28 protein-coding genes and 1 tRNA gene are annotated in these 25,469 nt (G+C 71.1%); 18 read left to right on the top strand and 11 right to left on the bottom strand.

The features are described from left to right. Nucleotides 1–23: 23 nt before the first annotated feature. Complete coding sequence (locus AB0N80_RS01755) at nt 24–1,475, bottom strand: hypothetical protein (RefSeq protein ID WP_363577195.1); 1,452 nt, start codon at nt 1,473–1,475, stop codon at nt 24–26. A gap of 432 nt (nt 1,476–1,907) precedes the next feature. On the opposite strand from AB0N80_RS01755, the gene AB0N80_RS01750 reads away from it, so the two are divergent. Together AB0N80_RS01750 and AB0N80_RS01745 are read left to right on the top strand one after the other, a co-directional pair. Then, on the top strand, nt 1,908–2,195 hold the full coding sequence (locus tag AB0N80_RS01750) for an HU family DNA-binding protein (protein WP_013584778.1): 288 nt from the start codon (nt 1,908–1,910) through the stop codon (nt 2,193–2,195). A 77-nt stretch (nt 2,196–2,272) separates the two neighbouring features. Further along, a complete protein-coding gene (locus AB0N80_RS01745) occupies nt 2,273–4,258 on the top strand; it encodes a cytochrome c oxidase assembly protein (RefSeq protein ID WP_363577193.1) in 1,986 nt (661 codons plus the stop codon). Nucleotides 4,259–4,304: 46 nt separating this feature from the next. Here AB0N80_RS01745 and AB0N80_RS01740 read toward each other — a convergent pair whose 3' ends face one another. After that, a complete protein-coding gene (locus AB0N80_RS01740; RefSeq protein WP_363388638.1) occupies nt 4,305–5,384 on the bottom strand; it encodes a hypothetical protein in 1,080 nt (359 codons plus the stop codon). Nucleotides 5,385–5,426: 42 nt separating this feature from the next. Beyond that, the gene (locus AB0N80_RS01735; RefSeq protein ID WP_363577191.1) at nt 5,427–6,260 is read right to left on the bottom strand and encodes an NAD(P)/FAD-dependent oxidoreductase; all 834 of its coding nucleotides are present in this window, start codon (nt 6,258–6,260) and stop codon (nt 5,427–5,429) included. A 51-nt stretch (nt 6,261–6,311) separates the two neighbouring features. On the opposite strand from AB0N80_RS01735, the gene AB0N80_RS01730 reads away from it, so the two are divergent. Together AB0N80_RS01730 and AB0N80_RS01725 are read left to right on the top strand one after the other, a co-directional pair. Next, nucleotides 6,312–6,839 carry a MerR family transcriptional regulator gene (locus AB0N80_RS01730; RefSeq protein WP_363577189.1) on the top strand — a complete coding sequence of 176 codons (528 nt, stop codon included), beginning with the start codon at nt 6,312–6,314 and terminating at the stop codon, nt 6,837–6,839. A gap of 81 nt (nt 6,840–6,920) precedes the next feature. Continuing rightward, nucleotides 6,921–8,294 carry a DEAD/DEAH box helicase gene (locus AB0N80_RS01725; RefSeq protein WP_363388647.1) on the top strand — a complete coding sequence of 458 codons (1,374 nt, stop codon included), beginning with the start codon at nt 6,921–6,923 and terminating at the stop codon, nt 8,292–8,294. Nucleotides 8,295–8,297: 3 nt separating this feature from the next. Here the strand turns inward: AB0N80_RS01725 and AB0N80_RS01720 are convergent, their stop codons facing one another. Continuing rightward, nucleotides 8,298–8,951, bottom strand: a complete 654-nt coding sequence (locus tag AB0N80_RS01720; RefSeq protein WP_363577187.1) for a biliverdin-producing heme oxygenase — start codon at nt 8,949–8,951, stop codon at nt 8,298–8,300. 187 nt (nt 8,952–9,138) lie between these two features. Between AB0N80_RS01720 and AB0N80_RS01715 the strand changes: the two genes are divergently transcribed. From AB0N80_RS01715 to AB0N80_RS01690, 6 genes are all read left to right on the top strand, one after another. Further along, a complete protein-coding gene (locus AB0N80_RS01715; RefSeq protein ID WP_363577185.1) occupies nt 9,139–10,410 on the top strand; it encodes a serine hydrolase domain-containing protein in 1,272 nt (423 codons plus the stop codon). 7 nt (nt 10,411–10,417) lie between these two features. Beyond that, nucleotides 10,418–11,326: an EamA family transporter gene (locus AB0N80_RS01710; RefSeq protein WP_363577183.1), complete on the top strand. Its 909-nt coding sequence runs from the start codon at nt 10,418–10,420 to the stop codon at nt 11,324–11,326. Between the two features lie 79 nt (nt 11,327–11,405). Continuing rightward, entirely contained in the window at nt 11,406–11,735 is a 330-nt protein-coding gene (locus tag AB0N80_RS01705; protein ID WP_363577181.1) for a DUF3140 domain-containing protein, read from the top strand. A gap of 49 nt (nt 11,736–11,784) precedes the next feature. Next, a complete protein-coding gene (locus tag AB0N80_RS01700; RefSeq protein ID WP_363577179.1) occupies nt 11,785–11,979 on the top strand; it encodes a hypothetical protein in 195 nt (64 codons plus the stop codon). A gap of 60 nt (nt 11,980–12,039) precedes the next feature. Further along, nucleotides 12,040–13,038, top strand: coding sequence for a magnesium and cobalt transport protein CorA (locus tag AB0N80_RS01695; protein WP_363577177.1), 999 nt, complete (start codon nt 12,040–12,042; stop codon nt 13,036–13,038). A gap of 127 nt (nt 13,039–13,165) precedes the next feature. Beyond that, on the top strand, nt 13,166–14,632 hold the full coding sequence (locus AB0N80_RS01690) for an amino acid permease (RefSeq protein ID WP_363578168.1): 1,467 nt from the start codon (nt 13,166–13,168) through the stop codon (nt 14,630–14,632). A 178-nt stretch (nt 14,633–14,810) separates the two neighbouring features. On the opposite strand, the gene AB0N80_RS01685 is transcribed toward AB0N80_RS01690, so the two are convergent. Further along, a complete protein-coding gene (locus AB0N80_RS01685) occupies nt 14,811–16,118 on the bottom strand; it encodes a cytochrome P450 (RefSeq protein ID WP_363577175.1) in 1,308 nt (435 codons plus the stop codon). Nucleotides 16,119–16,288: 170 nt separating this feature from the next. Here AB0N80_RS01685 and AB0N80_RS01680 point away from each other — a divergent pair, with 170 nt between their 5' ends. After that, the gene (locus tag AB0N80_RS01680; protein WP_315994245.1) at nt 16,289–16,678 is read left to right on the top strand and encodes an ester cyclase; all 390 of its coding nucleotides are present in this window, start codon (nt 16,289–16,291) and stop codon (nt 16,676–16,678) included. 18 nt (nt 16,679–16,696) lie between these two features. Here AB0N80_RS01680 and AB0N80_RS01675 read toward each other — a convergent pair whose 3' ends face one another. Continuing rightward, nucleotides 16,697–17,410, bottom strand: a complete 714-nt coding sequence (locus tag AB0N80_RS01675; protein ID WP_363577173.1) for a TetR/AcrR family transcriptional regulator C-terminal domain-containing protein — start codon at nt 17,408–17,410, stop codon at nt 16,697–16,699. A 291-nt stretch (nt 17,411–17,701) separates the two neighbouring features. Here AB0N80_RS01675 and AB0N80_RS01670 point away from each other — a divergent pair, with 291 nt between their 5' ends. Both AB0N80_RS01670 and AB0N80_RS01665 read left to right on the top strand, forming a co-directional pair. After that, a complete protein-coding gene (locus tag AB0N80_RS01670) occupies nt 17,702–17,983 on the top strand; it encodes a hypothetical protein (RefSeq protein ID WP_315994247.1) in 282 nt (93 codons plus the stop codon). Next, nucleotides 17,980–18,417, top strand: coding sequence for a BLUF domain-containing protein (locus AB0N80_RS01665; RefSeq protein WP_363577171.1), 438 nt, complete (start codon nt 17,980–17,982; stop codon nt 18,415–18,417). The genes AB0N80_RS01670 and AB0N80_RS01665 overlap by 4 nt, the downstream gene beginning before the upstream one ends. A 118-nt stretch (nt 18,418–18,535) precedes the next feature. On the opposite strand, the gene AB0N80_RS01660 is transcribed toward AB0N80_RS01665, so the two are convergent. Next, complete coding sequence (locus AB0N80_RS01660) at nt 18,536–19,240, bottom strand: SGNH/GDSL hydrolase family protein (RefSeq protein ID WP_363577169.1); 705 nt, start codon at nt 19,238–19,240, stop codon at nt 18,536–18,538. Between the two features lie 3 nt (nt 19,241–19,243). After that, nucleotides 19,244–19,834 (bottom strand): YdeI/OmpD-associated family protein, encoded by a 591-nt coding sequence (locus tag AB0N80_RS01655; RefSeq protein ID WP_363577167.1) that lies wholly within the window; start codon nt 19,832–19,834, stop codon nt 19,244–19,246. Nucleotides 19,835–19,958: 124 nt separating this feature from the next. On the opposite strand from AB0N80_RS01655, the gene AB0N80_RS01650 reads away from it, so the two are divergent. The 3 genes from AB0N80_RS01650 (at nt 19,959) to AB0N80_RS01640 (ending at nt 21,882) form a co-directional block, all read left to right on the top strand. Then, nucleotides 19,959–20,321: a hypothetical protein gene (locus AB0N80_RS01650; RefSeq protein WP_363388686.1), complete on the top strand. Its 363-nt coding sequence runs from the start codon at nt 19,959–19,961 to the stop codon at nt 20,319–20,321. A gap of 225 nt (nt 20,322–20,546) precedes the next feature. Beyond that, a complete protein-coding gene (locus AB0N80_RS01645) occupies nt 20,547–21,308 on the top strand; it encodes an SDR family oxidoreductase (RefSeq protein WP_363577165.1) in 762 nt (253 codons plus the stop codon). 40 nt (nt 21,309–21,348) lie between these two features. Next, entirely contained in the window at nt 21,349–21,882 is a 534-nt protein-coding gene (locus AB0N80_RS01640) for a cysteine hydrolase family protein (RefSeq protein WP_363577163.1), read from the top strand. Between the two features lie 18 nt (nt 21,883–21,900). On the opposite strand, the gene AB0N80_RS01635 is transcribed toward AB0N80_RS01640, so the two are convergent. Continuing rightward, nucleotides 21,901–22,365 carry a hypothetical protein gene (locus AB0N80_RS01635; RefSeq protein ID WP_363577161.1) on the bottom strand — a complete coding sequence of 155 codons (465 nt, stop codon included), beginning with the start codon at nt 22,363–22,365 and terminating at the stop codon, nt 21,901–21,903. 407 nt (nt 22,366–22,772) lie between these two features. Then, a tRNA-Gly gene (locus AB0N80_RS01630) sits at nt 22,773–22,846 on the bottom strand. A gap of 322 nt (nt 22,847–23,168) precedes the next feature. Between AB0N80_RS01630 and dcd the strand changes: the two genes are divergently transcribed. Next, on the top strand, nt 23,169–23,774 hold the full coding sequence (gene dcd, locus AB0N80_RS01625) for a dCTP deaminase (RefSeq protein ID WP_316003872.1): 606 nt from the start codon (nt 23,169–23,171) through the stop codon (nt 23,772–23,774). Between the two features lie 147 nt (nt 23,775–23,921). Here dcd and AB0N80_RS01620 read toward each other — a convergent pair whose 3' ends face one another. Then, entirely contained in the window at nt 23,922–24,848 is a 927-nt protein-coding gene (locus AB0N80_RS01620) for a hypothetical protein (RefSeq protein WP_363577158.1), read from the bottom strand. Nucleotides 24,849–24,955: 107 nt separating this feature from the next. Here AB0N80_RS01620 and AB0N80_RS01615 point away from each other — a divergent pair, with 107 nt between their 5' ends. Further along, nucleotides 24,956–25,465, top strand: coding sequence for a MarR family transcriptional regulator (locus tag AB0N80_RS01615; RefSeq protein WP_363577156.1), 510 nt, complete (start codon nt 24,956–24,958; stop codon nt 25,463–25,465). Nucleotides 25,466–25,469 lie beyond the last annotated feature (4 nt).

Genomic DNA, 25,469 nt, shown 5'->3' with positions numbered 1-25,469 from the left:
AGGAGCCCCGCCCTTCGTCGTTCTCATGCCAGGATGCGCCGCAGTTCGACGACGGCGGCGCTGCGCGCGCCCACGCCGAGCTTGACGTAGATCGACCGCACCTGGCTCTTCACCGTGTTCAACGACACCCCGCGCGTGCGGGCGATGTCGGCGAGGCCGGCAGGCGTCAGCAGCAGCTCCGCGAGCGCGCGTTCGGTGGGAGTGAAGCCGTGCAGGTGGTCCGCCAACCGGGGCGCCTCGACCGGGGCGCCGACCGAGGCCAGGGCCGTGCGGATGTACGCGGCGGTCTCGGCGAGTTCGGGGTGCGTGCAGACCGCGGCGTCGACGAGCTCGGCGCATTCCTCCGGGGGGAGCATGATGAACGGGGTCATCGAGTTCCCCGTGTGCGCGATGAGCAGGAGAGCCGATTCCATGCTCTGGGCGGCGCGGCGGTCGTCACCGAGGCGATGGAACGCGATGGCCCTCCGCAGCAACAGCGGTGTCAGCGTCCGCAGGCAGTGGTCGGAGTCGGAGGCCGCGCACGCTTCGGTCTCCGCGAGCATTTCCCGCTCTCGGCCGAGAAGCAGCAGTGCGCCGCCGCGCTGCATGGCGAAGCAGATACCGTGCCCCTCCGGGCTCTCCGCGGTGGAGAGCGAGGCGAGCGACTCGGCGTACTGCCCCTGCGCGAGCATGATGTCGGAGCGGATGCAGAGCAGGAAGTCGCGGATGAAGCGGTGGCTCATGCTGCGTTCGCTCCCGTGCAGCAGCTGCTGACAAGCGGCGAGACCGGCGGCGTGCTCGCCGTGGATGAGCCGGCCCATCGCGTCGATCGCCCGGGCCGAGTATTGCGAGTACGGGTCCGTCGGGTGCACGCGCTCGAGCTCTCGTGCCACCCCGCGCAAGCGCAGATGGTCCATGCGGGCGGCCGCCACCAGCGAGTCGGCGAGCAGCAGAAGGTACGACGACTCCTCCTCGGCCCATCCGCCTGTTCGGAACAGCGCGGAGGCGGCATCCATGACGGGGTCGGCGGAGGTGTACTCCCCGTTGAGGGCGAACCCCAGCGCCGTCACCGTGAGGGCGTAGAAGCGCGTCGCGTCGCTGTCGGCGAAGAGCTGAGCCTCACGGCCGAAGCGCACCGCGACCTGCGGCAGCCCGACGGCGCACAGGTACTCGCCGGCGCCGGCCAGGAGGACCGCGCGCGCCTCCATCGACAGCGAGGCCGGTCGGATCAGCCGGGTGCCGTCGAAGTAGCGCCAGACGAGGGCGGCGCCGTCGCCGAGGGCGTCGCGCCGGGCGCGGGCCGCGAACATGGCCGACAGCGCGCGAGCGCTCGAATCGGCCCAGACGCGGGGAGACGCCGGGGCTTCGACCTCCGACAGGAGGGAGAGGTGGCGCGGATCGGGCAGACCGTGCCCCGGTGCGAGGCGCAACGCGGTGGCGTTCACGGCGGCGCGCAGTGCGGCGCGCGCGTCGATGGACGTCTGCGTGCTCGGCATCCCCACACCCCCGGGCTCAGCTCACCCGACATCTTCATCCGATCGCGCGGTGGCTTCCGCGGATTGGGTCGCTGACATCGTACTTCGCACGTTCCACAGCGAATCCGGGTGACTCGTGAGCGCTCGGGGCGGGCCCGATCGTTCGCACTACAGTTCACCCGAGAAGGTCGGCGGGGTCGCCTCGTCCGTGACGGGGACGGCCTGGCCGCGGCATCGACCGGCTGCGCTCGACGTCGACGACCGGCCTCCCGCCGTCGGTCGGGAGCCGAACGACGGCGACACGCCGCGCAGATCGGGGCGAAATCCGACAGAATCCGCGTAATTCCGCGGTTCGGTTGATACTGTCGAGGCGGTCTCCCGACCACCGAGGAGGATTCCTCCTCGTCCGCGTAACGAGAGGCGACATCCGTCGTCGCCTGGAGGACAAACCACATGGCCGACAAGTCCATCACCAAGACCGAGCTCGTCGCGAGCATCGCCAGCGCGACCGGGCAGAGCCAGTCCGCCGTGTCGGGCGTGCTCGACTCCCTCTTCTCCACCGTCTCCGAGGCGGTCGCCAAGGGCAGCAAGGTCTCGATCCCCGGCTGGATCGCCTTCGAGCAGGTCGCCACGTCGGCTCGCACGGGCCGCAACCCGCAGACGGGCGAGGAGATCTCCATCCCCGCCGGCAAGCGCGTCAAGGTCACCGCGGGCTCGAAGCTCAAGGCCGCCGTCAAGTAAGACGACACCGAACCATCGAAGGGGGGATGCCAGCGGCATCCCCCCTTCGTCGTCCCCGCGCGACGTAGGCTGGCAAGGTGAATCCCCGACTGCTGCGCGTGGCGGGACCCGTCATCCTGATCGTGGTCTCGCTGATCGCCGTCGTCGTCGGCCTCGCGTACGGCGGGGGAGCGGCGGCACCCCAGCTCGCCGATCCCGGTCCGGTCGTGCGGTGGGGGCTCCCCATCGCCACGGTCGCCGTCAACCTCGCGGCCGCGACCATGGTCGGCTCGCTCGTGCTCGCGCTGTTCGCCCTCAAGGCCGGAGAGCGTCCTTTCGAGATCGCCCTCGACACGGCCTCGATCGGCGCCGCGGTGTTCACGGTCGCGGCCGCCGCGACCGGATACCTGACCTTCCTCAACGTCCTGAACGCCAAGCCCACGCTCGATGCGGTGTTCGGTCAGCAGCTGGGGCGCTTCCTCGTCGAGAGCCCCGTGGGGCAGGCGTGGCTCATCACCACCATCGCCGGTGCGGTGCTCACGGTGCTGACTTTCGCCGTGCGTTCCTGGATCCCGACGATGCTCGTGGCGATCGCCGCGCTCGCGTCGCTCATCCCCATGGGCACGCAGGGCCACACCGGCGCCGAGACGAGCCACGACGCGGCGGTCACCTCCCTCGTGCTGCACATCGTCGCCGCCGCCGTCTGGCTCGGCGGCCTCGTGCTCCTCGTCGTGCTGCGTCCCGCGATGACGCGGCCGCAGCTGCAGACGACGCTGCTGCGCTATTCGTCGCTCGCCCTCGTCGCGTTCATCGTCGTCGCGATCTCGGGCACCGTCCGCGCCTCGATCGGTCTCCAGGGCCTGCAGAACCTGTGGTCGGCGTACGGCGTCCTCGTGCTGGTGAAGGTCGGTGCCCTGATCGCGATGGGCGTGCTCGGCGCGTGGTACCGCCGTCGCCTCATCGCGCGCATGGCCGACGAGCCCGGTTCGCGGCGCTTCTGGGGCGTCGTCTCTCTCGAGCTGGTGTTCATGGGCGTCGCCAGCGGCATCGCCGCCGCCCTGGCCCGCACCCCTCCTCCCGGGGAGGCGTCGCTGGTCGGCACCTCGCCCGCCGAGGTGCTGACCGGCAGCCCGCTGCCGCCCGACCTGACCCTCGAGCGCTGGTTCACCGCGTACAACGTCGACCTGCTGTGGACGCTCGTCGTGGTGGGCGGGTTGTTCTTCTACCTCGCCGGCGTCTGGCGACTCCTGCGGCGCGGCGACTCGTGGCCGATCTACCGCACGGTGCTGTGGTGCCTGGGCATGTTCGGGGTGTTCTGGGTGACCTCGGGACCGGTGAACGTCTACCAGGACTACCTGTTCAGCATGCACATGATCGGGCACATGCTGCTGTCGATGGCGATCCCGCTCATGCTGGTCGCCGGGGCGCCGGTCTCGCTGGCGGCTCGCGCCATCCGCAAGCGCGACGACGGCACCCGCGGCGGCCGCGAGTGGATCCTGTGGGCCGTGCACAACCCGGTCGCGACGGTGCTCACCAACCCCTACGTGGCGGCAGGCCTGTTCATCGGGTCGCTGTGGGCGTTCTACTACACCGACCTCTTCCGCTGGTCGCTCTACGACCACGTCGGGCACATCTGGATGGTCGCGCACTTCCTGGTGGTCGGGTACCTCTTCGTGCTCAGCCTCATCGGGATCGACCCCGTCCCCTACCGGCTGCCCTACCCGATGCGTCTGCTCGTGCTCATCGCCGTCATGGCCATGCACGCTTTCTTCGGCATCGCCATCATGATGAACTCCGGCCTCATGGTCGCGGAGTGGTTCGGCGCGATGGGACGCACGTGGGGAGCGACTCCGTTGCAGGACCAGTACGTCGGGGGCGGCGTCGCCTGGTCGGTCGGGGAGATCCCGACGCTGATCCTCGCGATCGCGGTGGCCATCCAGTGGAGTCGCAGCGACGAGCGCCAGCAGCGGCGTCGCGACCGTCACGTCGATCGCGTGGGTGACCTGGAACTCGACGCCTACAACGAAGAGCTCGCCCGCCTTGCGGAGCGCGACGCGCGGGTCGCCGCGCGCGGCGGCAACTGACCCGCACCCGCGGGGTCGGCTCCGCGCGGAGGGTAATCGGTCCGCCTCAGTCGGCGGAGCCGCCGACGAGGATCGATGCGGTGCCGTCGGGGAGCACGGTGATCTGACCGTCGACGCGGAACGGCACGTCCTCCTCCACCGTGCGGACGCTGCCGTCGAAGATCGAGCGGATCTCGACGTCGATGTGTGCGACCGCCTTGGCCGAGGGGATCCGCCATCCGGCACCGTCGGGAACCACGGTCACGACCGGCTGCTCGACGATCGACCACGTCGGCGCCCCGTCGATGCGGTTGCGCACGGTGAAACCGAAGGGGCACCCGGTGGGCTGCAGCACCTTCTGCTCGGCGCAGGCGGTGAGGAATCCTTCGACGCGGTCCTGAACGACGCCGATGAACTCCTCCGTCGGCTCGGCCTGCACCTCGACCGGGATGCCGACGAGCGGCGCGTCGGCGAGCACGGCGACCCCCGGGGTCGCCGAGATCGCGGTGTCGACGGCGACGGAGTAGAGACCGGGTGAGAACACCAGCAGGGGCACGTCGGCGGACGGGTCGGCATCCGCCCCGTCGATGGAGACCTGCCGCTTGTCGACCTCGAAGCCGTTCACCGAGAAGCGCATCGACCCCCCGACGTTCAGTTCCATGACCGACAGGGGACTGCGGGCGAACCGCCAGCGGGGGAGCACACCTTCGCCGGGGTCGTGCTCGATCGCGAACGTCGTCGTGCCGGAGTACCCGCCGGTCGTGTAGGACACCGTGACCCGCGCCTGGTCTCCATCGACCGTCTCGTCGGTGACGGTGGCATCCGTCACGGTCGTCAGGGCCTCGGGGCGCAGCAGCGCCTCGGATGCGGTGGCCGGGAGTCCGCGCGCCTCCAGTTCGGCGGAATCCACGGCGACACCCGGCACCGCCAACGCCTCGGCCGTGCGGTGCTCCTGCAGCAGCTCGAGGTAGTGCAGCACGAAGGCGCGTGGGCTGTAGAACTCCCGATAGAGCGAGGCGGCCCCCGCGCCGAGGGCGGCGATCAGGAGGACGGCGACCAGGATCATCGCGGGGATCTCACGGCGCAGGCGCGTGCGCGCGCCGCTGACGCCCCTGGGCGTCGCGGGGCCCCCGCCTGCGTTGTCCACGCCTCCAGTGTAGGAAGCGCGCCTGGGCAGGTGCCGCGCGCGTTACAGTGCGACCCGCGATTGCACCACGGCGACCGCCGCGAGCTGCCCTCCGGCGATCGCCGCCGCCAGCGAGAAGAGGGGCCCGGGCAGATGGTCGGGCTGCGCGATGTCGCCCACGGCGTACACGCCCTCGACGCTCGTGCGGCCGAACGGGTCGGTGCGGACGGCGCCGGAGTCCTGGCGCTGCACGCCGATCCGTTCGAGGAGATCACCGCGCGGCCGCCAGGTCGGGGCGACGAACGCCCCCGCGACCTCGAGCTCGGAGCCGTCGGCCAGGTCGAGCCGCAGGCCCCCGGGTCGTCCGACGACCTCGCGCACGGCGGCGGGGTCGACGACGTGGACCTCGGATGCCACGGGCTCGAGCATGCGGGCGAGAGCCGACGCGTGGTCGGACCCGTTCACGACGGCGACCGGGCGCCCCGCGAACTCGTGGCCGTGGCAGAACGGGCAGTTGGCGACGGTGTCGCCCCAGTGCTCCGCGAGTCCCGGGATCGCGGGGAGCTCGTCGGCGACCCCCGTCGCGACGATGACGGCGTGCGTCCGGTGCTCTTCGCCGTCGACGACGACCCGCAGGGCGCCCTCGACCGAGGCGACGTCGGTGGCCACGGCATCCCTCGTCTCGACCGTGTCGTAGGCGGCGATCTCGGCGCGGGCGAGGCGCCGGAGCTCGGCCGGGTCGCGGCCGTCGTTGGTGAGCAGGTTGTGGGCGTGGCGCACGGTGGCGTTGCGATACTCGCCCGAGTCCAGCAGCAGGGTGCGGCGGTGCATGCGCCCCAGGGTCAGGGCCGCCTGCAGTCCCGCGGGGCCGCCTCCGATGATGATCGCGTCGTACACGATGAGCTCCTTCCGCTTGCATTCGGATCCATCGTGTGACTTCATGTCGACATGAAGTCAAGCGGCGAATCCATCGGCGACACGGCGGCGCGGTTCGGGCTCGACACCCACGTGCTCCGCCACTGGGAGGACGAGCGCCTGCTCGAACCCGCGCGCGACGCAGCGGGACGGCGCCGCTTCGACGAGGACGACATCGTGCGCATCGCCGTGATCCTGCGCAACAAGGCGGCGGGGCTCTCGCTCGAGCAGATCCGGGTGCTGCTCGACGAGGGAGCGCCCGACCGGCACCGGGTGCTCGAGGAGCACATCGCCGAGCTCGACCGTCGCGCCGCCGACATCGCCCAGGCGCGTGCGATGACCGAGCACGCTCTGCGGTGCCGTTCGCACGACATCACGCAGTGCCCCCAATTCCGCAGTCACGTCGGCGACGTGCTGTCGGGACAGGCGCGCTGGCTCCTCGGCCGAACGGAGCCGATGGGCGGGCCCGTCGGCCGCACCGAGCCCGCGGGCGGCCCGGTCGGCGACGCCGGGCCCGCGGGCGGCCCGGTCGCCGTGGCATCCGGATCCGCTCCGGCGTGAACGCGGCGGACGCGCGGGGGTGCGACGGCCGCGTTCCACACCGCGCCCGCCGCCGCGCGCGGCGCGAACTAGCATGAACCGGTGACCACGCCGCCCCTCTCCGCCGAGCAGCAGGCGCTGTTCCGGCTGATCGAGGACACCCGCGAGCACGTCTTCGTCACCGGTCGCGCCGGCACCGGCAAGTCGACGCTGCTGCAGCACCTGGCATGGAACACCAAGAAGCAGATCGCGGTCTGCGCGCCCACCGGGGTGGCGGCGCTGAACGTCGAGGGCCAGACCATCCACTCGCTCTTCCGCCTGCCGATCGGTCTCATCGCGAACGGCGACATCGACCAGAATGACGCGACCCGCAAGATCCTCAACGCGATCGACACACTCGTCATCGATGAGATCTCGATGGTCAACGCCGACCTGATGGATGCCATCGACCGCTCGCTCCGGCAAGCTCGCGGTCGTCGATCGGAGCCGTTCGGGGGCACGCAGATCGTCATGTTCGGCGATCCCTACCAGCTGGCGCCCGTGCCGCCGCGGGGCGATGAGGCGCGTTACATCCAGGACCACTACCGCTCGTTCTGGTTCTTCGACGCCAAGGTCTGGTCCGGCGAGGCCGCCACCGACGGGCTGATCGACATCGGCCGGCACGGCGCCGACCTGCACGTCAACGAGCTCGTCGAGATCCACCGGCAGTCCGACCCCGGGTTCAAGCAGCTGCTCAACGCCGTGCGCTACGGACGCGTGACGGCCGAGATGGCCGGCATCCTGAACACCGCCGGTGCCCGCACGCCGCCGCACCCGGCCGACGGCGAGCACCCGATCATCACGCTCGCCACCCGCAACGACCGCGTCAACACCATCAACCGCAAGCACCTCGACGAGCTCATCGGGCGCACGCAGACCGCGAACGCCGAGATCTCGGGCGACTTCGGCCGCGGCGAGGCGAACTACCCCGCCGAGATGGAGCTCACGCTCAAGGTCGGCGCTCAGGTGATGTTCCTGCGCAACGACGGTGCGCAGTTCGGCGAGGCCCCCCGGTGGGTCAACGGCACGATCGGCACCGTGACCCGCATCGCGGGCGACAGTGTGCGCGTCGAGGTCGACGGCGTCGAGCACGACGTCGAGCCCGCGGTCTGGGAGCGGTACCGCTATGCGTACGACCCGGGCACCAAGAACCTCTCGCGGGAGATCGTCGCGGAGTTCACGCAGTTCCCGCTGCGTCTCGCCTGGGCCGTGACCATCCACAAGTCCCAGGGCAAGACGTACGACCGGGCCGTCGTCGATCTGGGCGCCGGCGCGTTCGCCCCCGGGCAGACCTACGTCGCCCTCAGCCGCCTCACCTCGCTCGACGGGCTCTACCTGTCGCGGTCGCTGCGCCCGAGCGACATCCGCGTCGACGAAGACGTCCGGCGGTTCATGAAGCAGGCGTGGCTGTCGCGCCAGGAGGCGGCGAAGGCGTGAGCCTCAGGCGACGTGCGCGCTCTTGGCCCGAGTGAGGTCGGCGAAGAGCTCCGTCGTGAACCGATAGGCGACCAGCACCTCGGCGATCACCCGCTCCTTCTCGTCGTCGTCCCAGGGGGCGGTGTCGAGCTGTTCGCGGTAGACGCTCTTGAAGGCGCGCGGGTCGGCGATGTCGCCGAAGAGCAGGAATCCGATGCCGTTGGTCTCGAAGCCGAAGCGGCGCTGCATGAGACGGCCGATCGATGGTCCGCCCGAGAGGTCGCCGAGCAGGCGCGTGTAGTGATGCGCCACGAAACCGCCCGGCCAGGTCGCGGCGACGCGGCGGATGCGCGACACGTAGGCCTGCGTCGTCGGCAGGGGGCGGATGCTCTCGCGCCACTCCGGTCCGATGAGGAACGCCAGATCCGCCTCGAGCGCGGGCAGTCGCGAGGTGCGATCGCGGAGGAAGACGGATGCCACCGGGTCGAGGCGCATGCGCACGGCTGCGTCTTCGAGGGCCGCGTAGATGAACCAGTGCTGGGCGATGAGGGCGATGTAGTCGTCGCGGGTGCCGGCACCGGTGAGCAGGTCGGTCATGAACCCATCGCACTCGCTCGAGGAGTGCGCGCTGCTGGAGCGTTCGCGCAGGGCGAGGGAGAACGGGACCACGGCGTTCATGCGGCTATCATACGCATTCACTTAGGCTGACCTAACCCCTGAGGCGGCCCGAGTTCCTATCAGACCACGCAGTCGTGATGCAGACGTGACGGGCGGGCGGTGCAAGGGGCGATTGCGCTCAGGTGCCGTGTGTTTGAATCGAGGGAGCGTACGTGTGTCCGCGTGCGGAAGTGCTGGGGGTATCCACATGGCCAGATGGCGTCGTTCCGCGGCCATCGCGATCGCGAGCGCGGGAGCACTGGCACTCGCGCTGAGTGGCTGCACGGCGCAGCAGTCGGTGTCGATCGACGTCCCGGCGCAGGTCGACGCGCCTCTGCCCGAGGCCACGGTCGCAGAACTGCAGGATGCCGTCACCTCGGCGATGACCGCGACGGGCTCGACCGGAGCGATCGTCGGGGTGTGGGCGCCGTGGAGCGGCACGTGGGTCTCGGGCGTGGGAACGCAGGGCCCCGGGGGCGCGGAGGTCACCAGCGACCTCTCCTTCCGTGCCGCCGAAGTGACGGGCGCGATGACCTGCGACATCCTGTACGGTCTCGCGGCCGACGGGACCGTCGCGATGAGCGACCCGATCAACAAGTGGGTCAGCAATCTCCCCGGCTACGACGACATCACCCTGCGCGAGCTGTGCGACGGGACGTCGGGGATCGCTTCGTACACCGCCACTCTCGAGGCGACGGTGCTCGCCAACCCCGACCGCGTGTGGAACCCGCGCGAACTCCTGGCCTACGGCATCGCGCGCCCGCGCCTGAACGCGCCCGGAGACGCCTACGGAACCTCGGCGACCAACTACCTCATCGCCGGTCTCGCAGCCGAGCGGGCGACGAACGAGACGCTCTCCACCCTGATCGCGGAGCGCGTGACGGAGCCGCTCGGCCTCTCGTCGACGTCGCTGCCGGCGCCCGCCCCGGCGACCCCCGGCCCGTCCTCGCTGCCGGGGTACTGGTCGCAGCCGAATGCCGAGGGCGCGTGGAACTGCACCGACCCGGCCGAGTTCACCGAGATGTCGTCGAGCTACGGTGGCGCGGCCGCCGGGGCCGTCACCTCCATCGGCGATCTCGGTCGCTACGCCCAGGCGCTCGCCACCAAGGCTCTCCTGCCCGCCGACAGCGACCGCTTCGCCGCCCCCGTGCCCGTGGGCCCCGACCAGCCGTCGTGGTTCACCGCCGCCGGCGGCACGTTCCAGGCGGGTTCGCTCATCGGGCAGTTCGGGTGGACGCCGGGCTACATGACTGCCGCCTTCGCCGATCCCCAGACCGGCATGTCGGTCGCGGTGGTGCTGAACAACTCGGGTGGCAACAAGCTCACCGGCGCGTGGCTGGCGTGGGAACTCGCGGCGATCGCCTCGAAGGCGCCCGCCGCGCAGGGACAGACGTTGCCCGAGGCGGGCCTGCCGTGGACCGCCGAGCAGATGCGCGACAGCATCGCCCAGAACGCGATCTGCGCACCTCCCGCCTCGTGACCGAACGATGAGCGCGCGCGGCGGACAGGGCTCGGCCGCCGCTCTCGTGTTCGTCGGCCTGGCCTGCCAGGAGGTGGGTGCGTCGTTCGCGGTGATGCTCTTCCCCCAGACCGGGCCGCTCGGCATCGTCATGCTGCGCCTGGTCTTCTCGGCGCTGCTGCTGCTCGCGATCGCGCGCCCGCGCCTGCGGGGGCACACAGGCATCGCCTGGCGGTCGGTGGTGGTGTTCGGCGTGGTGCTGGCATCGATGAACGGGCTGTTCTACCTCGCCCTCGAGAGGCTCCCGCTGGGTGTCACCGTGACGATCGAGGTGCTCGGGCCGCTCACCCTCTCGATCCTCACCGCGACGGGGGCGGCCCGCTGGCTGTGGGCGGGGCTCGCCCTGGCGGGAGTGGTCGCGCTCGGCGCCGGCGGATGGGACCGCCTCGACGCCCTCGGCGTGGTCTTCGCTCTCGGCGCGGCCGTCAGCTGGGCCCTGTACATCCTGTCGTCGGCGCGCGTGGGGCGACAGTTCCCGCGTCTGGACGGCCTCGCGCTCGCGATGGCGGTCGGCGCGTGCCTGGCGCTGCCCTTCGGTCTCTGGCAGGCGGGGCCCGCGCTGCTGCGCGTGGACATCCTCGCCCTCGGGGCCGCCGTCGCGCTGCTGTCGTCGACCATCCCCTACGCGCTCGAACTCGTCGCCCTGCGCCGCCTGCCGGCGTCGGCGTTCGCGATCATGATGAGCCTCGGCCCCGCGACGGCCTCGATCGCCGGCTTCGCGCTGCTCGGGCAGAAGCTGTCGCTGCTCGAGGTGGCCGGTATCGCCCTGGTCATCGCGGCCAGCATCGGCGCGGTGCTCGCCGCCGCGCGGCGCGGCGCGGGGTCGCGGCATCCCGGGCCCGACGCCGAGGAGCCGCTCAGCGAGCCCGTCGGCTGACCGGGCGAAGGGGATGCCATGGCCCCGCCATCGGCGCAAGGGGGCCGTCGCGCGCCCGGGCGCTGGCCAGGATGACGACATGAGCGACGACGACGACCAGACCCGCAGCGACTTCGATGACGCGGTCAACATGACCGCGAGCGAGCTGAAGAAGTGGCTCGACACCGACGAGTCGAAGTCCGTGGGGCAGAAGAAGGACGGCGGCGAATCGACCGGTCACGAGAGCGGCCGCCACATCGTGCGCATCCTCGAGAAGAAGAAGGCCGACCTCACCGACGACGACCTCGCCCACATGCGCAAGGTCGTCGGCTACGTCAAGCGGCACAGTGCGCAGAAGCCGAAGGGCGACGTGACCGACACCGATTGGCGCTACTCGCTGATGAACTGGGGCCACGACCCGAAGAAGTGACCCGCGGCGCGTCGGAGAGGCGGGAGGGCTTCGACGCTAGGGTGCAGCTGTGAACCGTGGAAATCTCGAACCCGTGCTCGGCTGGGCTCTCGTCGTCATCGGTCTGTTCAATCTGGTGCTGGCCGTCGTCGACATCTCGTCGGGCGCGAGCGTCGGCAATAATGTGTTGTCGGCCGCTCTGGGCGTCATCCTCGTGATCGCGGGTGTGCTGCAACTCACCGCCAAGGGGCGCACGCGGCGGTAGGACGCCGGCGCCGCGGTCAGCGTCATCCCTCGTCCACCTGAGAGGGGTAGAACGGTAGACATGCCCATCATCGACAGCGCGGTCTACGTCGACGGTCACCGCATCGAGAACCCCTCGAGCCTCGACCAGACCTTCGAGTACATGGAGGCGCACGGCGGGATGGCCTGGATCGGCCTGCTGCGCCCGTCTCCCGAAGAACTCGAGCGCGTGGCCGCGGAGTTCTCCCTGCATCCGCTCGCCGTCGAGGACGCGCTGACCGGTCACCAGCGCGCGAAGCTCGAGCGCTACGGGCAGAACCTGTTCACGGTGCTGCGTCCCGCGCGCTACATCGACGAGACCGAGACCGTCGAGTTCGGCGAGCTGCACGTGTTCATCGGCGCGGACTTCGTGGTGACCGTTCGCCACGCCGAGGTCCCCGACCTGGCGCGGGTACGCCGGCGCCTCGAGAGGAACCCCGATCTGCTCGCGCGCGGCCCCGAGGCGGTGCTGTACGCGATCCTCGACGAGGTCGTCGACCAGTACGACCCGGTCGCCCGCGGGCTCCAGAACGACGTCGACGAGATCGAGGACGGTCTGTTCAGCGAGGGCGGCGCCGACCTCACCCAGCGCATCTACCAGCTCGCGCGCGAGGTCATCCACTTCCAGCGTGCGGTCGAACCGCTCCGCGACATGCTCGAGGCTCTGCTGCGCGGCGCCGACAAGTACGGCGTCGACATCGAACTGCAGCGCTCGCTGCGCGACGTGCTCGACCACGTGCTGCGTCAGGGCGAGAAGCTCACGGCGCTGCGCGCGATCCTCGACAACGCCCTCACCGTCAACGCGACGCTCGTGACGCAGCGTCAGACCGAGACCTCGCTCGAGCAGAACGACCAGGTGAAGAAGATCTCGGGGTGGGCGGCGATCCTCTTCGGCCCGTCCCTGGTGGGCGCGATCTACGGCATGAACTTCCGGAACATGCCGGAGCTCGACTGGACCTTCGGCTACCCGATGGCGCTCGGCCTCATGGCGGCGACCTCCTTCGGGCTCTGGCTGACGTTCAAGCGCAAGCACTGGCTCTGATCCGGGGCGGGCGCAGACGGCTGCGGATGCCGCGCTTGGCGGCGCGCTTCCTGGACAGTCGCTGCGCGAATCGCACGATGGGTAGGTGACTGACACCACCCCGGGCTCCGGCGACGCGGCCGCACCGATCCACACCTCGACCGTGCAGTTCGAGGACAGCGGCTACCACAAGCGACTGACCTCTCGTCAGGTGCAGATGATCGCCATCGGCGGCGCCATCGGCACGGGACTCTTCCTCGGCGCCGGCGGCCGTCTCGCCCAGGCGGGACCCGCGATCGTTCTGTCGTACGCGGTCTGCGGTCTGTTCGCGTTCTTCATCCTGCGCGCGCTCGGGGAGCTCGTGCTCCACCGGCCGACCTCGGGCTCGTTCGTCTCGTACGCGCGCGAGTTCTTCGGAGAGAAGGCCGCATTCGTCTCGGGCTGGTTCTACTGGATCAACTGGGCCACGACCACGATGGTCGACATCACCGCGGCCGCGCTGTACATGAACTTCTTCGGCAAGTACGTGCCGTGGATCGCCGCGGTCCCGCAATGGGTCTGGGCGCTGGCCGCGCTCGTCACCGTGCTCGCCGTCAACCTCGTCTCGGTGAAGGTGTTCGGAGAGCTCGAGTTCTGGTTCGCGCTCATCAAGGTCGCCGCCCTCGTGGCGTTCCTGCTCGTCGGCATCTACTTCGTCGTCTTCGGAACCCCCACGGGCGCGCCCACCGGCTTCCCGTTGATCTCCGACAACGGCGGTTTCTTCCCCAACGGCATCCTTCCCGCGATCATCCTCATGCAGGGCGTCGTCTTCGCGTACGCATCGATCGAGCTCATCGGCACCGCCGCGGGCGAGACGAAGAACCCCGAGAAGGTCATGCCGCGCGCGATCAACTCGGTGATCATCCGCGTCGCGGTGTTCTACGTCGGTTCGGTGCTGCTGCTGTCGTTGCTGCTGCCGTTCACCGCGTACTCGAAGGACGAGAGCCCGTTCGTGACATTCTTCGCCTCGATCGGCGTACCCGGGGTCGACGTCATCATGAACCTCGTCGTGCTGACGGCGGCGCTGTCGTCGCTGAACGCCGGTCTCTACTCCACCGGACGCATTCTGCGCTCGATGGCGGTCGCGGGGTCGGCACCGAAGTTCGCCGCCCGCATGAACAAGGCGGGCGTGCCCTACGGCGGCATCGCCATCACCGCGTTCGTGGCCCTCTTCGGCGTGGTGATCAACTACGTCAATCCGAGCGACGCGTTCGAGACCGTGCTGAACGTCGCCGCCGTCGGCATCCTGGTCACCTGGGCGACCATCATCGTGTGCCAGATGCGTCTGAAGCAGCTCGCAGACCGGGGCGAGCTCGTACGCCCCTCGTTCCGGCTGTTCTGGGCGCCGTACACGGGATACCTGACCCTGGTGTTCCTGGCCGTGGTGCTCGTGCTGGTGTTCATCGATTCGCCGGCGACGCTCGTCGTGGCCGTCGTCGCGAGCCTGCTGATCACCGCGGGCTGGTTCGCGTGCCGCAAGCGCATCGCCGAGCTCGCCGCCGAGCGCGAGGGCTACACGGGCACGGTGCCGGTGGTGCCGAGCCCGTTCCCGCAGCCGCGCGACACGAAGGACTGAGCCGGCCGCTCTCCCTCCTCGGCTCGTGGGTACGCGCCTCAGCCCGAGCGGCATCGCCGGGTGCGTTCCGCGGGCCGAGCCGCGGCATCCGTGTCGTGAGGACAGGGGATGCCACCGCGACAGGCCGTCTCGCCGCTGATCGCCCTGTTCTCGCGGTGCAGCCTGTCCCCGTGACGAGTCAGCCCCGGTGGAACGGGCAGCCCGACGGCGCGTCCGCGCGGCGCACACGACCGCCGGAGCGCGGCTTCGTCGGCATCCGTCGCCGGTTCACGTCGAGACCGTGTCCCGAGATGCGCAGGCGCGGGTCGCTGAGCACCGCGATGGATGCCGCGAGTCCGGCGATCGCGAGCTTCTCGCCCGGGCATCGGTGGCCGGTGCGCACGTAGGCACCGCCGTGGGGGACGAAAGCGCGGATGGCTTCGTAATCGTCGACACCGACGAAGCGCTCCGGGTCGAAGGCGGAGGGGCGCTCCCACTCGCGGGTGTCGGTGTCGGTGCCGAGGATGTCGAGCACGACCCGACCGCCCTTCGCCACGCGCTGCCCGTCGAGCTCGACATCGGTCTCGGCCCACGCCGGCAGCATCGGCACGAAGGGCGCGGTGCGGCGGATCTCCTGCGCGAAGGCCGTCGCGAGCTCCCCGCCGACGAGCGATCCGCGCTCCGCGGTCTCGGCGGCGATGCGCTCGCGCCACTCCGGGCGGTCGTGCAGCTCCTTCGCGGCGAACGCGACGAAACGCGAGACCGCGATCATCGGGCGGAAGCTGTTCTGCAGCTCGACGCCGGCGCGCTTCGCGGGCAGCAGGTCGCCCGAGCGGTCGCGGTGCCACGCCCAGGCGTGCAGGGCGGTGCCCTCGGCGGGGTCGAGCGTCCCCTCGCGCACGGCGTCGATGAGCTCCGCAGCATGGCGGTCGGACCAGCGGCGGTTGGCCAGGGCCAGCAGGAACTCGGGTGAGTACGGCACACCGAAGCCGTCGACGATCTGCGCCTGACGCTTCGCCCACCGCGTCTGCGCCGCCGCCGTGCCCGGGATGCCGGCCCACCGCATGATCGCGCGCCCCAGTGCTCCCACGGCGGCGTCGTACGCCGACCGGTCGCCGCCGCCGACCCAGGCGTCGAGTTCGCCCTGCCACTGCCGCTCGAGCTCGGGGAGCAGGCGCGCGACCTCGACGTCGTCGTAGAGCACGTCGACGAACGTCGCCTTGCGGTGGCGGTGCTCGTCGCCGTCGAGGCTGTGCACCGAGCCGTGGCCGAACAGCGACTCCTGGATGAACGCGGGCATCGCCCCGTGCCGGCGGGTGCGGGACTCGTCGTAGAAGAGCGCCACGCCCTCCTCGCCCCGCACGAAGAGCGCCTCGCGCCCGAGCAGGCGGAACGGGACGGCACGGGCGCCGCGGTCGGCGCGCCGCCAGAGGTGCGCGCCGAAACCGTAGCCGCGCACGAGGAGCGAGAGCGAGTCGTCGCGGAGAAGGGCGAGGGGGGATGCCATGTCCCCACGGTTCCATGCCGGCGGGGAGCTCGTGGAGGGGGCGGCGCGCGCCCGGTCTGTGTGTTAGTCGTGCCGCGCGCGGCGATGCCCTCCACCTCTGGACGCCCGACGTCGCGGCCGTCGCGGCCGTCGCGGGCCGGTGAGAGGTGGCCGCCACCGATAATGGACCGATGGAACCGTGGGAGATGCGGGAGTGGTTCGCCGACTTCCTCGAGGCGCTGAACCGCCATGACATCGAGCGGGTCCGTGAGTTCCTGCACCCGAGCGTGCGACGTGCGCACCTGCCCGCGGGGGCCGACGCGTGGATCGCCGACTACGCCAACCTGCTGCACGGTTTTCCCGACTGGCAGTGGAAGCGCATTCAGCTCCTCGTCGAGGACGACCGGCTGGCCGTGCATCTGCGGGGCGGGGGGAGTCACACCGGTGCGTACGCGTTCGTCGCGCCGACGCGTACGCGCGTGAGCATCGCATCGTTCGCGATGTACCGGGTGCAGCACGGATTGATCGTCGAGGCCACCGGCACCGACGACGCCGCGCAGATCCGCTCCGCGATCGCCTGAGCGAGGCCCGGGGGGGGCTTACTGCGACAGCTCTCGATCGAGGCGGTCCAGCAGGGATTCGAGCGAGACTTCGAACTCCTCCTCGGCGCGATCTTCGCTGAGCAGAGCCCGCAGGTGGCGGACGGTGGGGGCGTCGGCGAGCGTGGCGTCGCCGTCGTGGGCCGGGATGTCGGCGTTCCCCTCGTCGAGCGGCTCCTCCACGGGCCCCGTCTCCGCGCCGCGGACGGCAGACTCCAGAAGCAGCTGGCCGAGGAGGAAGCTGCTGAACGCCCGGTAGGCGCTCACGGCCTGGTCGTCGGTGAAACCCTGAGCGAGGAGCGTCGAGAGGAAGATCTCCACGACCTCGACGCTGCGCAGCGGAGGCCGCAGCCAGGGGGCGGCCGGATGCCGCGTGGCGACGAGCGGGAAGGCCCGCGGGTGTTCGACGGCGATGCGCCGCACCTCGTGCGCGGTGATCTGCAGGAAGCCCTGCCACTGCTGCGTCGAGGCGTCCTGGAGGGCCGTCATGAGGTCGCGCATCAGGAGGCGCACGATCGACTCGAGCAGGTCTTCCTTGCCGTTGACGTAGCGGTAGAGCGACATCGCCTCGACATCGAGCTCCTGCGCCAAAGTGCGCATCGACAGGCCCGTCGCGCCCCGACCGTCGATCTGCGCGAGAGCGGTGGTGACGATGAGGTCGCGGCTGAGTCGGCGCACGCTCGAACGCGGCACGTTCCGCGCATCTTGGGTCATCGCATCCACCTCCGGGGGTTCAGTTTGACACCCCGGACCGTCCCGGGATGCCGCCGAGAGCGCCGTGACGAGCGGGTGTCGCGGGCTTACGGCGTAAGGGTTTTCCCCCGATCCGCGGCGTTTTCCCTTCCCAGCCAGGACCGGAGCGATGATCGGCGTCCGCTCGCCCGGGCCCCCGGCGGAAGGGGCGGAGCCGCGTGGCGCGATCTGTCAAGGGCGGACGGGTGTCGGAGGGCCCGGGTACGGTCGCTGGTGCCCGGCGCGTCATCCCGGGCGGAAGGAGCGGTGAGCATGGTGTCTCCCGACCGCCCCGGTGCCGGCGTCATCTGGGCCCGCGTCGAAGAGGGCTTCCATGTCGGCAGCCGAAAGGGCATGTTCCTCGGCTACATCGACCGTCAGGCCGACGGGGGCTACCTCGCCTTCGACGGCTCGTCGCGCGTCGTCGGCCGATTCCGCACCCTCACGGCGGCGATGGCCGCGGTGACCAACGGCCAACCCCCGCAGGACGAGGTCATCACCCTTCAGCAGGTCCGCGTCCCGGCGCCCCGCGCCGTCGAGGAGGACACCGCATGAGCGCTCCGCTGGCCGCCGTGTCATACGTCAGTCGGGCCATCGACACCTTCGATGACGCCCGTCTCGCCGAACTCCTCGCCCAGAGTCGCCGCTCGAACCACGAGCACGACCTGTCGGGCATGCTGCTCTACCGCCGCGGGCGGTTCTTCCAGGTGCTGGAGGGGCCGAAGGACGCCGTGGACGAGCTGATGGCGAAGATCCGTCGCGATCCGCGCCACGACGAGATTCGGGTGCTGCTGACCGAGGAGATCGAGGAGCGCCGCTTCGAGGAATGGACGATGGGGTACGAACCCATCACCGCGCCCGCGACGCCGGCGCCCGAGGGGTTCCGTGACACGTTCGACGACCTCGAGTCCGACGACGACGAGGCGAGCATCCGCGCCGTCCGCGAACTGACCGTCTGGTTCCGCGCCCGCACGGCCGCGCCCGCCTGAGCTCCCCGAGGGGCGGCCCCGCGCTTGGCGGCCCGAGACCCCGGTTCGGGGCGCATTCCGGCGTTCGGGGTGTGAATCGCACGCCCCGAACGGAAGATCGCGCCCCGAAGCTCGGTGATCAGAGCGGCGGATCGAGGGCGCGGAGCGCGGCATCCATCCGCTCCGCCATGACGGCGTAGCCGATGTCGTTCGGGTGCAGACCGTCGCCCGCCATCCAGCTGACCTGCGCGGTGGCATCGTGCCCCTCGAGCCAGCGGCTCGCACCGCTGACGTGATCGGCGCCGATGCGTGCCGCAGCGTCTTCGACCCATCCGGCGATGACGTCGACCGAGGCCGGCCTGTCGTCGGTGTACCAGAACGGCTCGACGACGACGATGCGTGCGTCGGGCAGTCCCTCGCGCAGACGGGTCAGGTCGCTGTCGATCGTCGCGCGGATGTCGTCGGCGCGCGTGTCGTAGCTGAAGTTGTCGTTGAGGCCCATGGTCACGAACACGATGTCGGGGTCGTCAGCGATCACGAGCGCGGGGATGTCGTCGAGTCCTCCGAGCATCGAGTCGCGGCGGTTCACGAAGCCGAGGCCGTTCTCGCTGCGGTTGATCTCCTGCCACCCCCGTTCGGCCGACACGATCGTCGACCAGCGCTTCTCCGATGAGCTCGCGCCGGTACCGCGCGTGTACGAGTCGCCGTAGAACGACACCACCGGCCCGTCGGCCGCACCGGCGGCGGATGACGTGGTCGGGCCCGGGCTCGGGTCGGAGCAGGCGACGAGGCCGAGGAACAGGGATGCCGCGAGCCCGACACCGAGAGACCGTCGCACGCGCACGGGTCAGTGTCCCCCGGGCGCGGGTCGCTCCGCCGGCTCCGCGGCGAGAGATGCGACGTGGCGAGCTATCCGGGCCGCGCGCGCGGCGTCGGTCGTGGCCGTGACGACCGGGTGCAGCACGGAGTAGCGCTCCGCCTTGGTGAGCGCGGCGAACGCGCGAGCGGCCGCCGGCACGGCATCCAAGGCCGCCTGCAGGTCGGCGGGTACCTCGATCGTGGCGGATCCGGCGTAGGCGCGATCCCAGCGTCCGTCCGCCTGGGCGCGGGCGATCTCGTCGGCGCCGCGCGGTCGCATCCGGCCCTCTTCGCTCAGGCGCGCCACGATGTCGACGTTGCGCGCCGACCACATCGACCGCGCTCGCCGAGGGGTGAAGTGCTGGCGGAAGGTCGCGGCATCCCTCGACTGCTTGCGCCCGTCGATCCACCCGCTGCACAGCGCCTCGTCGAGGGCCTGGGCGTAGGTGAGGGTGGTGGGCGAGGTCGTGCCCTTCTTGGCGAGCACGAGCCACACCCCGTCGCTCTCGCTCTCGTGAGCGTCGAGCCAGGCGCGCCAGGCGGCGACGTCGTCGACGGTCAGCTCGGGTGCGTCGGTCATGGTCTCGGCTCCTTCCGCGATGCTTCGGACCCTAGCGCGACCTTCCGACACCGCGCCCCTATCGGATGGGCGCTGCGGGGGCAACCGACCCCCGCGGCGTCGATGCTGCCCCCAGCATGAGGGGATGCGATGTGTGACGTACGCCGGCGAGACCGTGACCACGACCGACGACGTGGCGGAGGCGCTCGTGCAGCTCACCGCATCGATCGCCGCCGACGGGCAGGCGGAGGCAGTCAGCATCCCGATCGTGACCGAGGCGGGCGACACCGAGGAAGCCGAACTCGTCATCGGCGTCGGGAACGACGTGCTCAGCGCCCCGGCGCACGACTGGGCGGGCGAGGAGCCCGACTTCTCCTGGGCTGCCGAGGAGCTGCGTCAGCACAAGCGCTTCCCCCAGGCGCCGGCCATCGCGCACGAGCAGACCATCGACACCGACAACCCCGACGCGTTCTGGGACCCCGACCTCGACGGCTTCACCCGCGCCTGACCGCCGCCGGTCGCGGTCGGTCCTCGGCGCCCGGCGCTGAGGCGACCCCCGCACCCTCGGGGGGAGCTCGTCAACCCCACCTCCGCCGCCGACCGCAGACGTAGCGTGGGCCCTCCACACCGGAAGCGACCGGTCATCGCCCGGTGTGCGAGCCCCGGACAGTCCGGGCGGCGCCGCCGTTTCGCGTGTGCCGCCCGGACGCTCGGTGTCCCGCAGGATGGACGTATGCAGCACTCCCTCGTCAGCGGCGCGTCGCGCGGAATCGGTCGGGCCATCGCGGTGGCCCTCAGCGAGAGGGGCGACCGCGTCGCCGTGCACTACGGGTCCGATCGGGATGCCGCGGAGCAGACGCTCGCCCTCCTGCACGGCGACGGGCATCTCCTCGTGGGCGGCGATCTCTCCGACCCCGCGATCGCACAGCGCGTGGTCGACGAGGTGCTCGCGGCGTTCGGACGCATCGACGTTCTCGTCAACAACGCGGCGATCGCCCCGAGCCCCGAGACCTTGCATCCGATCGACACCGTCGACTACGCGACCTGGCACCAGACGTGGGAGCGGATGGTCGAGGTCGACCTGCGCGCTCCCGCCAACATGACCTACCTGGTCGCGCGGTCGCTGATCGACCGTGGTCTGCGCGGTGCGGTCGTGAACGTCGGCTCGCGCGGAGCGTTCCGCGGCGAGCCGGAGTTCCCCGCCTACGGCGCCGCCAAGGCGGGCCTGCACGCCATGGGCCAATCGCTCGCGGTCGCCCTCGCCCCGCACGGCATCGCCGTCACCAGCGTCGCCCCCGGCTTCGTGGGCACCGACAGGCAGCAGCAGAAATTGGACGGGCCCGCCGGAGACGGCATCCGGGATCAGAGTCCGTTCGGCCGTGTCGCCACTCCCGAAGAAGTGGCGGATGCCGTGGTCTACCTCAGCTCGCCGCGCTCGCAGTGGGCGTCGGGCGCCATCCTCGACCTGAACGGCGCCTCGCACCTGCGCAGTTGAACCGGCGCCCGGTCGCCGCGGCGGTGAGAGGGTGGAGGGCATGCAGCCCGTCCTCGTGATCATCGACATCCAGCGCGACTACTTCCCCGGAGGTCGTCACCCCCTTGTGAACCCGGATGCCGCGGCGGAGGCCGCCGCACGCGTGCTGACCCGGCAGCGTGACCTCGGGGCGCTCGTCATCCACGTGCGGCACGAAAGCCCCGCCGGCGGCGGCTTCCTCGAGGTGGACACCGATGGAGCCGAGATCGACCCCCGCGTCGCCCCGGAGCCGGGCGAGACGGTGATCGTGAAGCACGCGCCGAATTCCTTCGTCGGCACCGACCTGCACGAGCGCCTGCGCGAGCTCGGCGCGCGCGAGCTGCTCGTGGTCGGCATGATGACGAGCATGTGCGTGGATGCCACCGTCCGCGCCGCCATCGACCTCGGTTACGCCGTCACGGTCGTCGGTGACGCCTGCGCCGCCCCCGATCTCGCCTACGGCGGAGTCGAGGTGTCCGGCGAGGCCGTGCACGCGGCGTTCCTCGCCGCGTTGGGTGGGGCGGGAGCGCGGGTCGTGAGCGAAGCCGCCGCCTGACGGGGTGGATGACGCTCGTCAGGACCGGTCGCGAAGCGTGTAGAGGCGGACGCTCTCCGACAGCCGTCGCGTGTCGAACCGGCTGAGGAGGATGTCGTTCATCTTCGCCGTGGAAGGTTCGCCGATGACGACCCACGTGTCCGGATCCACTTGGGCGGTGACGTCGGCGGAACCGCACTGGGCGCCGGCGCCGGCGCCCGCACTCGAGAACACGACCACGAGGCACACCTCGCCGGGGACGTCGGGCTGACGCCCGACGTAGACGAGTCCGTTCTCGGTGCTCGCGACGAAGCGGACGGACGCGGGATCGAGCAGGCCCACCGTCTCGGGGAACGGCAGCCTGTCCTCGGAGGTCGCGGCGTAGCTCAGTTCGGGGATGTCGCCGCCGGCGCGCGGCGGGGTGAACGTCGCGCCGATGACCGCGCCGCCCACCAGCCCGGCGACCGCCGCGAGGAGCGGGATGACGGCTGTGCGACGTTCCACGGCGAGGGCCAGGCGACGACGGCGCGGTGAGGTCGGACCGGGCTCTGGTGCTCTGCTCCGCCTCGGCCGGATCGGTGTCGTCGTCGTCCGTCCGCGCGTACTCCTCGGTCGGCGCGGGGTCGGTCTCGGGCTGCATCCGCGCGCGGTCGTCCAGCTCACGGAGGCGGTTCACGAGCGCCTGGTCCGTGGTCGCGCCCTTGGCATAGACGCGCGCATACAGGCGCGTGCGTTCCTCCCGCTCGGCGTCGCTCAGCATGGTCCCACCCTGCCGCATGGGCGGGTGGTCTCGGACGAGGCGCCGGCGCCGCGCACGAGGCTTCCTGCGGCGTGGGCCCCACGCGACCTCGCTTCGGACGGCACTCACGCGAAAGGCCCGCCCCACCGCCTGCGGCGGTGAGTCGGGCCCGTGGAGGGGCTGACGGGAATCGAACCCGCGCTGTCTGCTTGGGAAGCAGAAGTTCTGCCATTGAACTACAGCCCCGTGCGCCTCGCGGCGACCCGGCCAGCATAACAGCGTCTCCGGCGGCATCCGCGTTCCGTGCCCGCCCGTCCTCGCGTCGGGATCGCGTGCTCGTACCGGACCGACCCGCTGTGACGGGTGCGTGGGGCCGCATCGTCCGACCTCGCGAGAGTGACGCGATCGGCACCGTCGAGGCCGCATCGCATCGCCGAGAACGCATCGATGTGCGAACGATCGCGTGCGTCCTCGCGGATCGCGTGCGGTCTCGGCGGTCGCGCGCGGGCGCACGCGGTCGGGGCGAGCGGAGCCGCTGCGGCCCGACCACACGCCCTAGGCTGATCCCGTGCTGCTCTCCGATCGCGACATCCGGGCCCACCTCGACGACGGTCGCCTCGGCCTCGACCCCTACGACCCCGCGATGGTGCAGCCCTCCAGCGTCGATGTGCGTCTCGACCGGTACTTCCGGTTGTTCGACAATCACAAGTACCCCTTCATCGATCCGGCCGAGGATCAGCCCGAGCTCACGCGCCTCATCGAGGTCGAACCCGACGAGCCGTTCATCCTCCACCCGGGTGAATTCGCGCTCGGGTCGACGTTCGAGCGCGTCACCCTCCCCGACGACGTCGCTGCGCGGCTCGAGGGCAAGTCCTCGCTCGGACGCCTGGGCCTGCTCACCCACTCCACCGCCGGCTTCATCGACCCGGGCTTCTCGGGTCACGTGACCCTCGAGCTCTCGAACGTCGCGACCCTGCCCATCAAGCTGTGGCCGGGCATGAAGATCGGGCAGGTCTGCTACTTCCGCCTGACGTCGCCCGCCGAGAACCCCTACGGCTCTGGCCCGTACGGCAACCGCTACCAGGGCCAGCGCGGTCCGACCGCGTCGCGCTCGGCGCTCAACTTCCACCGCACCGACGTCGGCACGACCGACGCGGGGTCGGCCGGCCGCTGACCCGCGCGAGAACGGCCCCGTCGAGGAGACCTCGATGGGGCCGTTCTGTCGCGCTTTGCGGGGATGGCGCGTGCGGTGATAAACGCTGTTTCCGGGTGGAAACGCGTCGTGAGCGCGTTTTTACCCACGAAGAGCGTTTATGCGACCTCACGCGGACGGTGACGTGTCACCGGATGCCGACGCGGCACCGGATGCCGATGCTTCGCGGCCGCGGCGGAAACCGGCGTCGAACCCGCGTTCGTAGGCGCGCTGCGCCGACCGACGGTCGTGGTGACCGTGCCCGCGGTGGTGTCCGTGCTCGTGTCCGGAGCCGTCACGGCGCGGGTCGCACCCGCGGCCGCGGCCGGCCCGATCGTGCTCGCCGCGGTCCGCGGTGCCGAGGTGCCCGTGACCGGCGTCTTCGTGACCCGTCTCGCCGTGCGCGGAGCCGTGACGACCGTGCGCGCCCCGCCCGGCGTCGCCGGACGCGAAGCCGCGGTCGCCGGACGCGAAGCCGCGGTCGCCGTGCGCGAAGCCGCGCCCGTCGCGCTCGCCGTGCTCTCGCGGCCCGAACGGCTGCGGGTCCGCACCGAAGCGGGGGCCGAAGCCGCGCATCCCGGGCCCGAAGCCGCGTCCGAAGGGGCCGAAGCCGCGACCGGCGCCGGGTACCGCAGGTCCGACGGGGAGACGGCTGTCGTCGTCGGCCTCGTCGAGGCCGAGGGCGGCCGACACCGCGTCGAGGGCGGTCGTCAGGTGCTCGAGCTCCTCGGTCGGAACGTCGGCGAGCAGCGCCGCGCGGGCGGCATCCACCCGGGCGAGAACCGCGCGGCCCTCGTCGGTGAGCGTCCAGCCCGTGTCGCCACGGGCGATCCAGCCCTCGGCGACGAGCGAGTCGATGCGCTTCCCGCCGCGGGCGAGGCGCGCGGCGATCCACGGTGCGTCGACGCGACCGTCGACGGCACTGAGCAGGAAGAGGGTCTTGGGAGGGATGCCGCTGTCGCGCAGCTGCGCGAAGAGGCGGTGGTGCAGCGCGTGGCCGACCGTCGTGAGGCGGTGGGCGAGGCCGCGGGCGTCCAGAGGTGTGGAGGTGTTCATGAGAAGTCCTTTCGTCGGCGGTCGATCCGCCGTTGCATGTCATATGACAACGGATGTACTGTGACATGTATTCCTGATGCTTGTCAAGCGACATGTAAAGTCGAGGGATGGCATCCGACCCCGCCGACGACATCGCTGCGGCGCTCGCGCGCTTGCGCGGTCGGCGCCCGCGCCCGCCTTTCCCGCCCGATGCGCACCACCACCCGCACGGTGGGCACGGCGGAGGTCCGTGGGGTCGTGGCGCGCCGCCGTGGGCCGATCCGGCGCGAGGACGCTTCGGGGGTCCCGCGCGACTGCGTCTGCTCGATGCTCTCGTCGCGGCATCCGGTCCGCTGTCGGTGAGCGAGATCGCCGAGGCGGTCGGTGTGGATCAGCCCCGGGCGTCGCGCCTGGTGCAGCAGGCCGAGCAGATGGGGCTGGTCGCGCGCGAGCCCGACCCCGACGACGCGCGCCGCACGCGCGTGCGCCTCACCGCCGAGGGGGAGGGGCTCGTCTCCGGCTTCCGCGGTCGGCGGCGGGATGCCGTGCGCTCCGCGCTCGAATCCTTCAGCGACGCCGAGCGCGCGGAGTTCGCCCGCCTGCTGGCGAAGTTCGCCGACGCCTGGCCGAGCGACTGAGCCG

Origin of the sequence: Microbacterium sp. NPDC089188 (assembly GCF_040685155.1) — a bacterium.
GTDB classification, from domain to species: domain Bacteria; phylum Actinomycetota; class Actinomycetes; order Actinomycetales; family Microbacteriaceae; genus Microbacterium; species Microbacterium galbum.
The sequence above is the reverse complement of the archived record's forward strand: the minus strand, read 5'-3'. Positions and strand labels throughout refer to the sequence as shown.

Excerpts from the sequence above, each read along its gene's own strand:
- AB0N80_RS01620 (WP_363577158.1), bottom strand. The coding sequence starts at position 24,848 with ATGAACACCTCCACACCTCTGGACGCCCGCGGCCTCGCCCACCGCCTC.
- AB0N80_RS01615 (WP_363577156.1), top strand. The coding sequence starts at position 24,956 with ATGGCATCCGACCCCGCCGACGACATCGCTGCGGCGCTCGCGCGCTTG.
- AB0N80_RS01680 (WP_315994245.1), top strand. The coding sequence starts at position 16,289 with ATGGAACCGTGGGAGATGCGGGAGTGGTTCGCCGACTTCCTCGAGGCG.
- AB0N80_RS01685 (WP_363577175.1), bottom strand. The coding sequence starts at position 16,118 with ATGGCATCCCCCCTCGCCCTTCTCCGCGACGACTCGCTCTCGCTCCTC.
- AB0N80_RS01645 (WP_363577165.1), top strand. The coding sequence starts at position 20,547 with ATGCAGCACTCCCTCGTCAGCGGCGCGTCGCGCGGAATCGGTCGGGCC.
- AB0N80_RS01705 (WP_363577181.1), top strand. The coding sequence starts at position 11,406 with ATGAGCGACGACGACGACCAGACCCGCAGCGACTTCGATGACGCGGTC.
- AB0N80_RS01650 (WP_363388686.1), top strand. The coding sequence starts at position 19,959 with ATGCGATGTGTGACGTACGCCGGCGAGACCGTGACCACGACCGACGAC.
- AB0N80_RS01655 (WP_363577167.1), bottom strand. The coding sequence starts at position 19,834 with ATGACCGACGCACCCGAGCTGACCGTCGACGACGTCGCCGCCTGGCGC.
- AB0N80_RS01710 (WP_363577183.1), top strand. The coding sequence starts at position 10,418 with ATGAGCGCGCGCGGCGGACAGGGCTCGGCCGCCGCTCTCGTGTTCGTC.
- AB0N80_RS01730 (WP_363577189.1), top strand. The coding sequence starts at position 6,312 with ATGAAGTCAAGCGGCGAATCCATCGGCGACACGGCGGCGCGGTTCGGG.
- AB0N80_RS01670 (WP_315994247.1), top strand. The coding sequence starts at position 17,702 with ATGGTGTCTCCCGACCGCCCCGGTGCCGGCGTCATCTGGGCCCGCGTC.
- AB0N80_RS01750 (WP_013584778.1), top strand. The coding sequence starts at position 1,908 with ATGGCCGACAAGTCCATCACCAAGACCGAGCTCGTCGCGAGCATCGCC.
- AB0N80_RS01695 (WP_363577177.1), top strand. The coding sequence starts at position 12,040 with ATGCCCATCATCGACAGCGCGGTCTACGTCGACGGTCACCGCATCGAG.
- AB0N80_RS01715 (WP_363577185.1), top strand. The coding sequence starts at position 9,139 with ATGGCCAGATGGCGTCGTTCCGCGGCCATCGCGATCGCGAGCGCGGGA.
- AB0N80_RS01755 (WP_363577195.1), bottom strand. The coding sequence starts at position 1,475 with ATGCCGAGCACGCAGACGTCCATCGACGCGCGCGCCGCACTGCGCGCC.
- AB0N80_RS01675 (WP_363577173.1), bottom strand. The coding sequence starts at position 17,410 with ATGACCCAAGATGCGCGGAACGTGCCGCGTTCGAGCGTGCGCCGACTC.
- AB0N80_RS01720 (WP_363577187.1), bottom strand. The coding sequence starts at position 8,951 with ATGAACGCCGTGGTCCCGTTCTCCCTCGCCCTGCGCGAACGCTCCAGC.
- AB0N80_RS01665 (WP_363577171.1), top strand. The coding sequence starts at position 17,980 with ATGAGCGCTCCGCTGGCCGCCGTGTCATACGTCAGTCGGGCCATCGAC.
- AB0N80_RS01640 (WP_363577163.1), top strand. The coding sequence starts at position 21,349 with ATGCAGCCCGTCCTCGTGATCATCGACATCCAGCGCGACTACTTCCCC.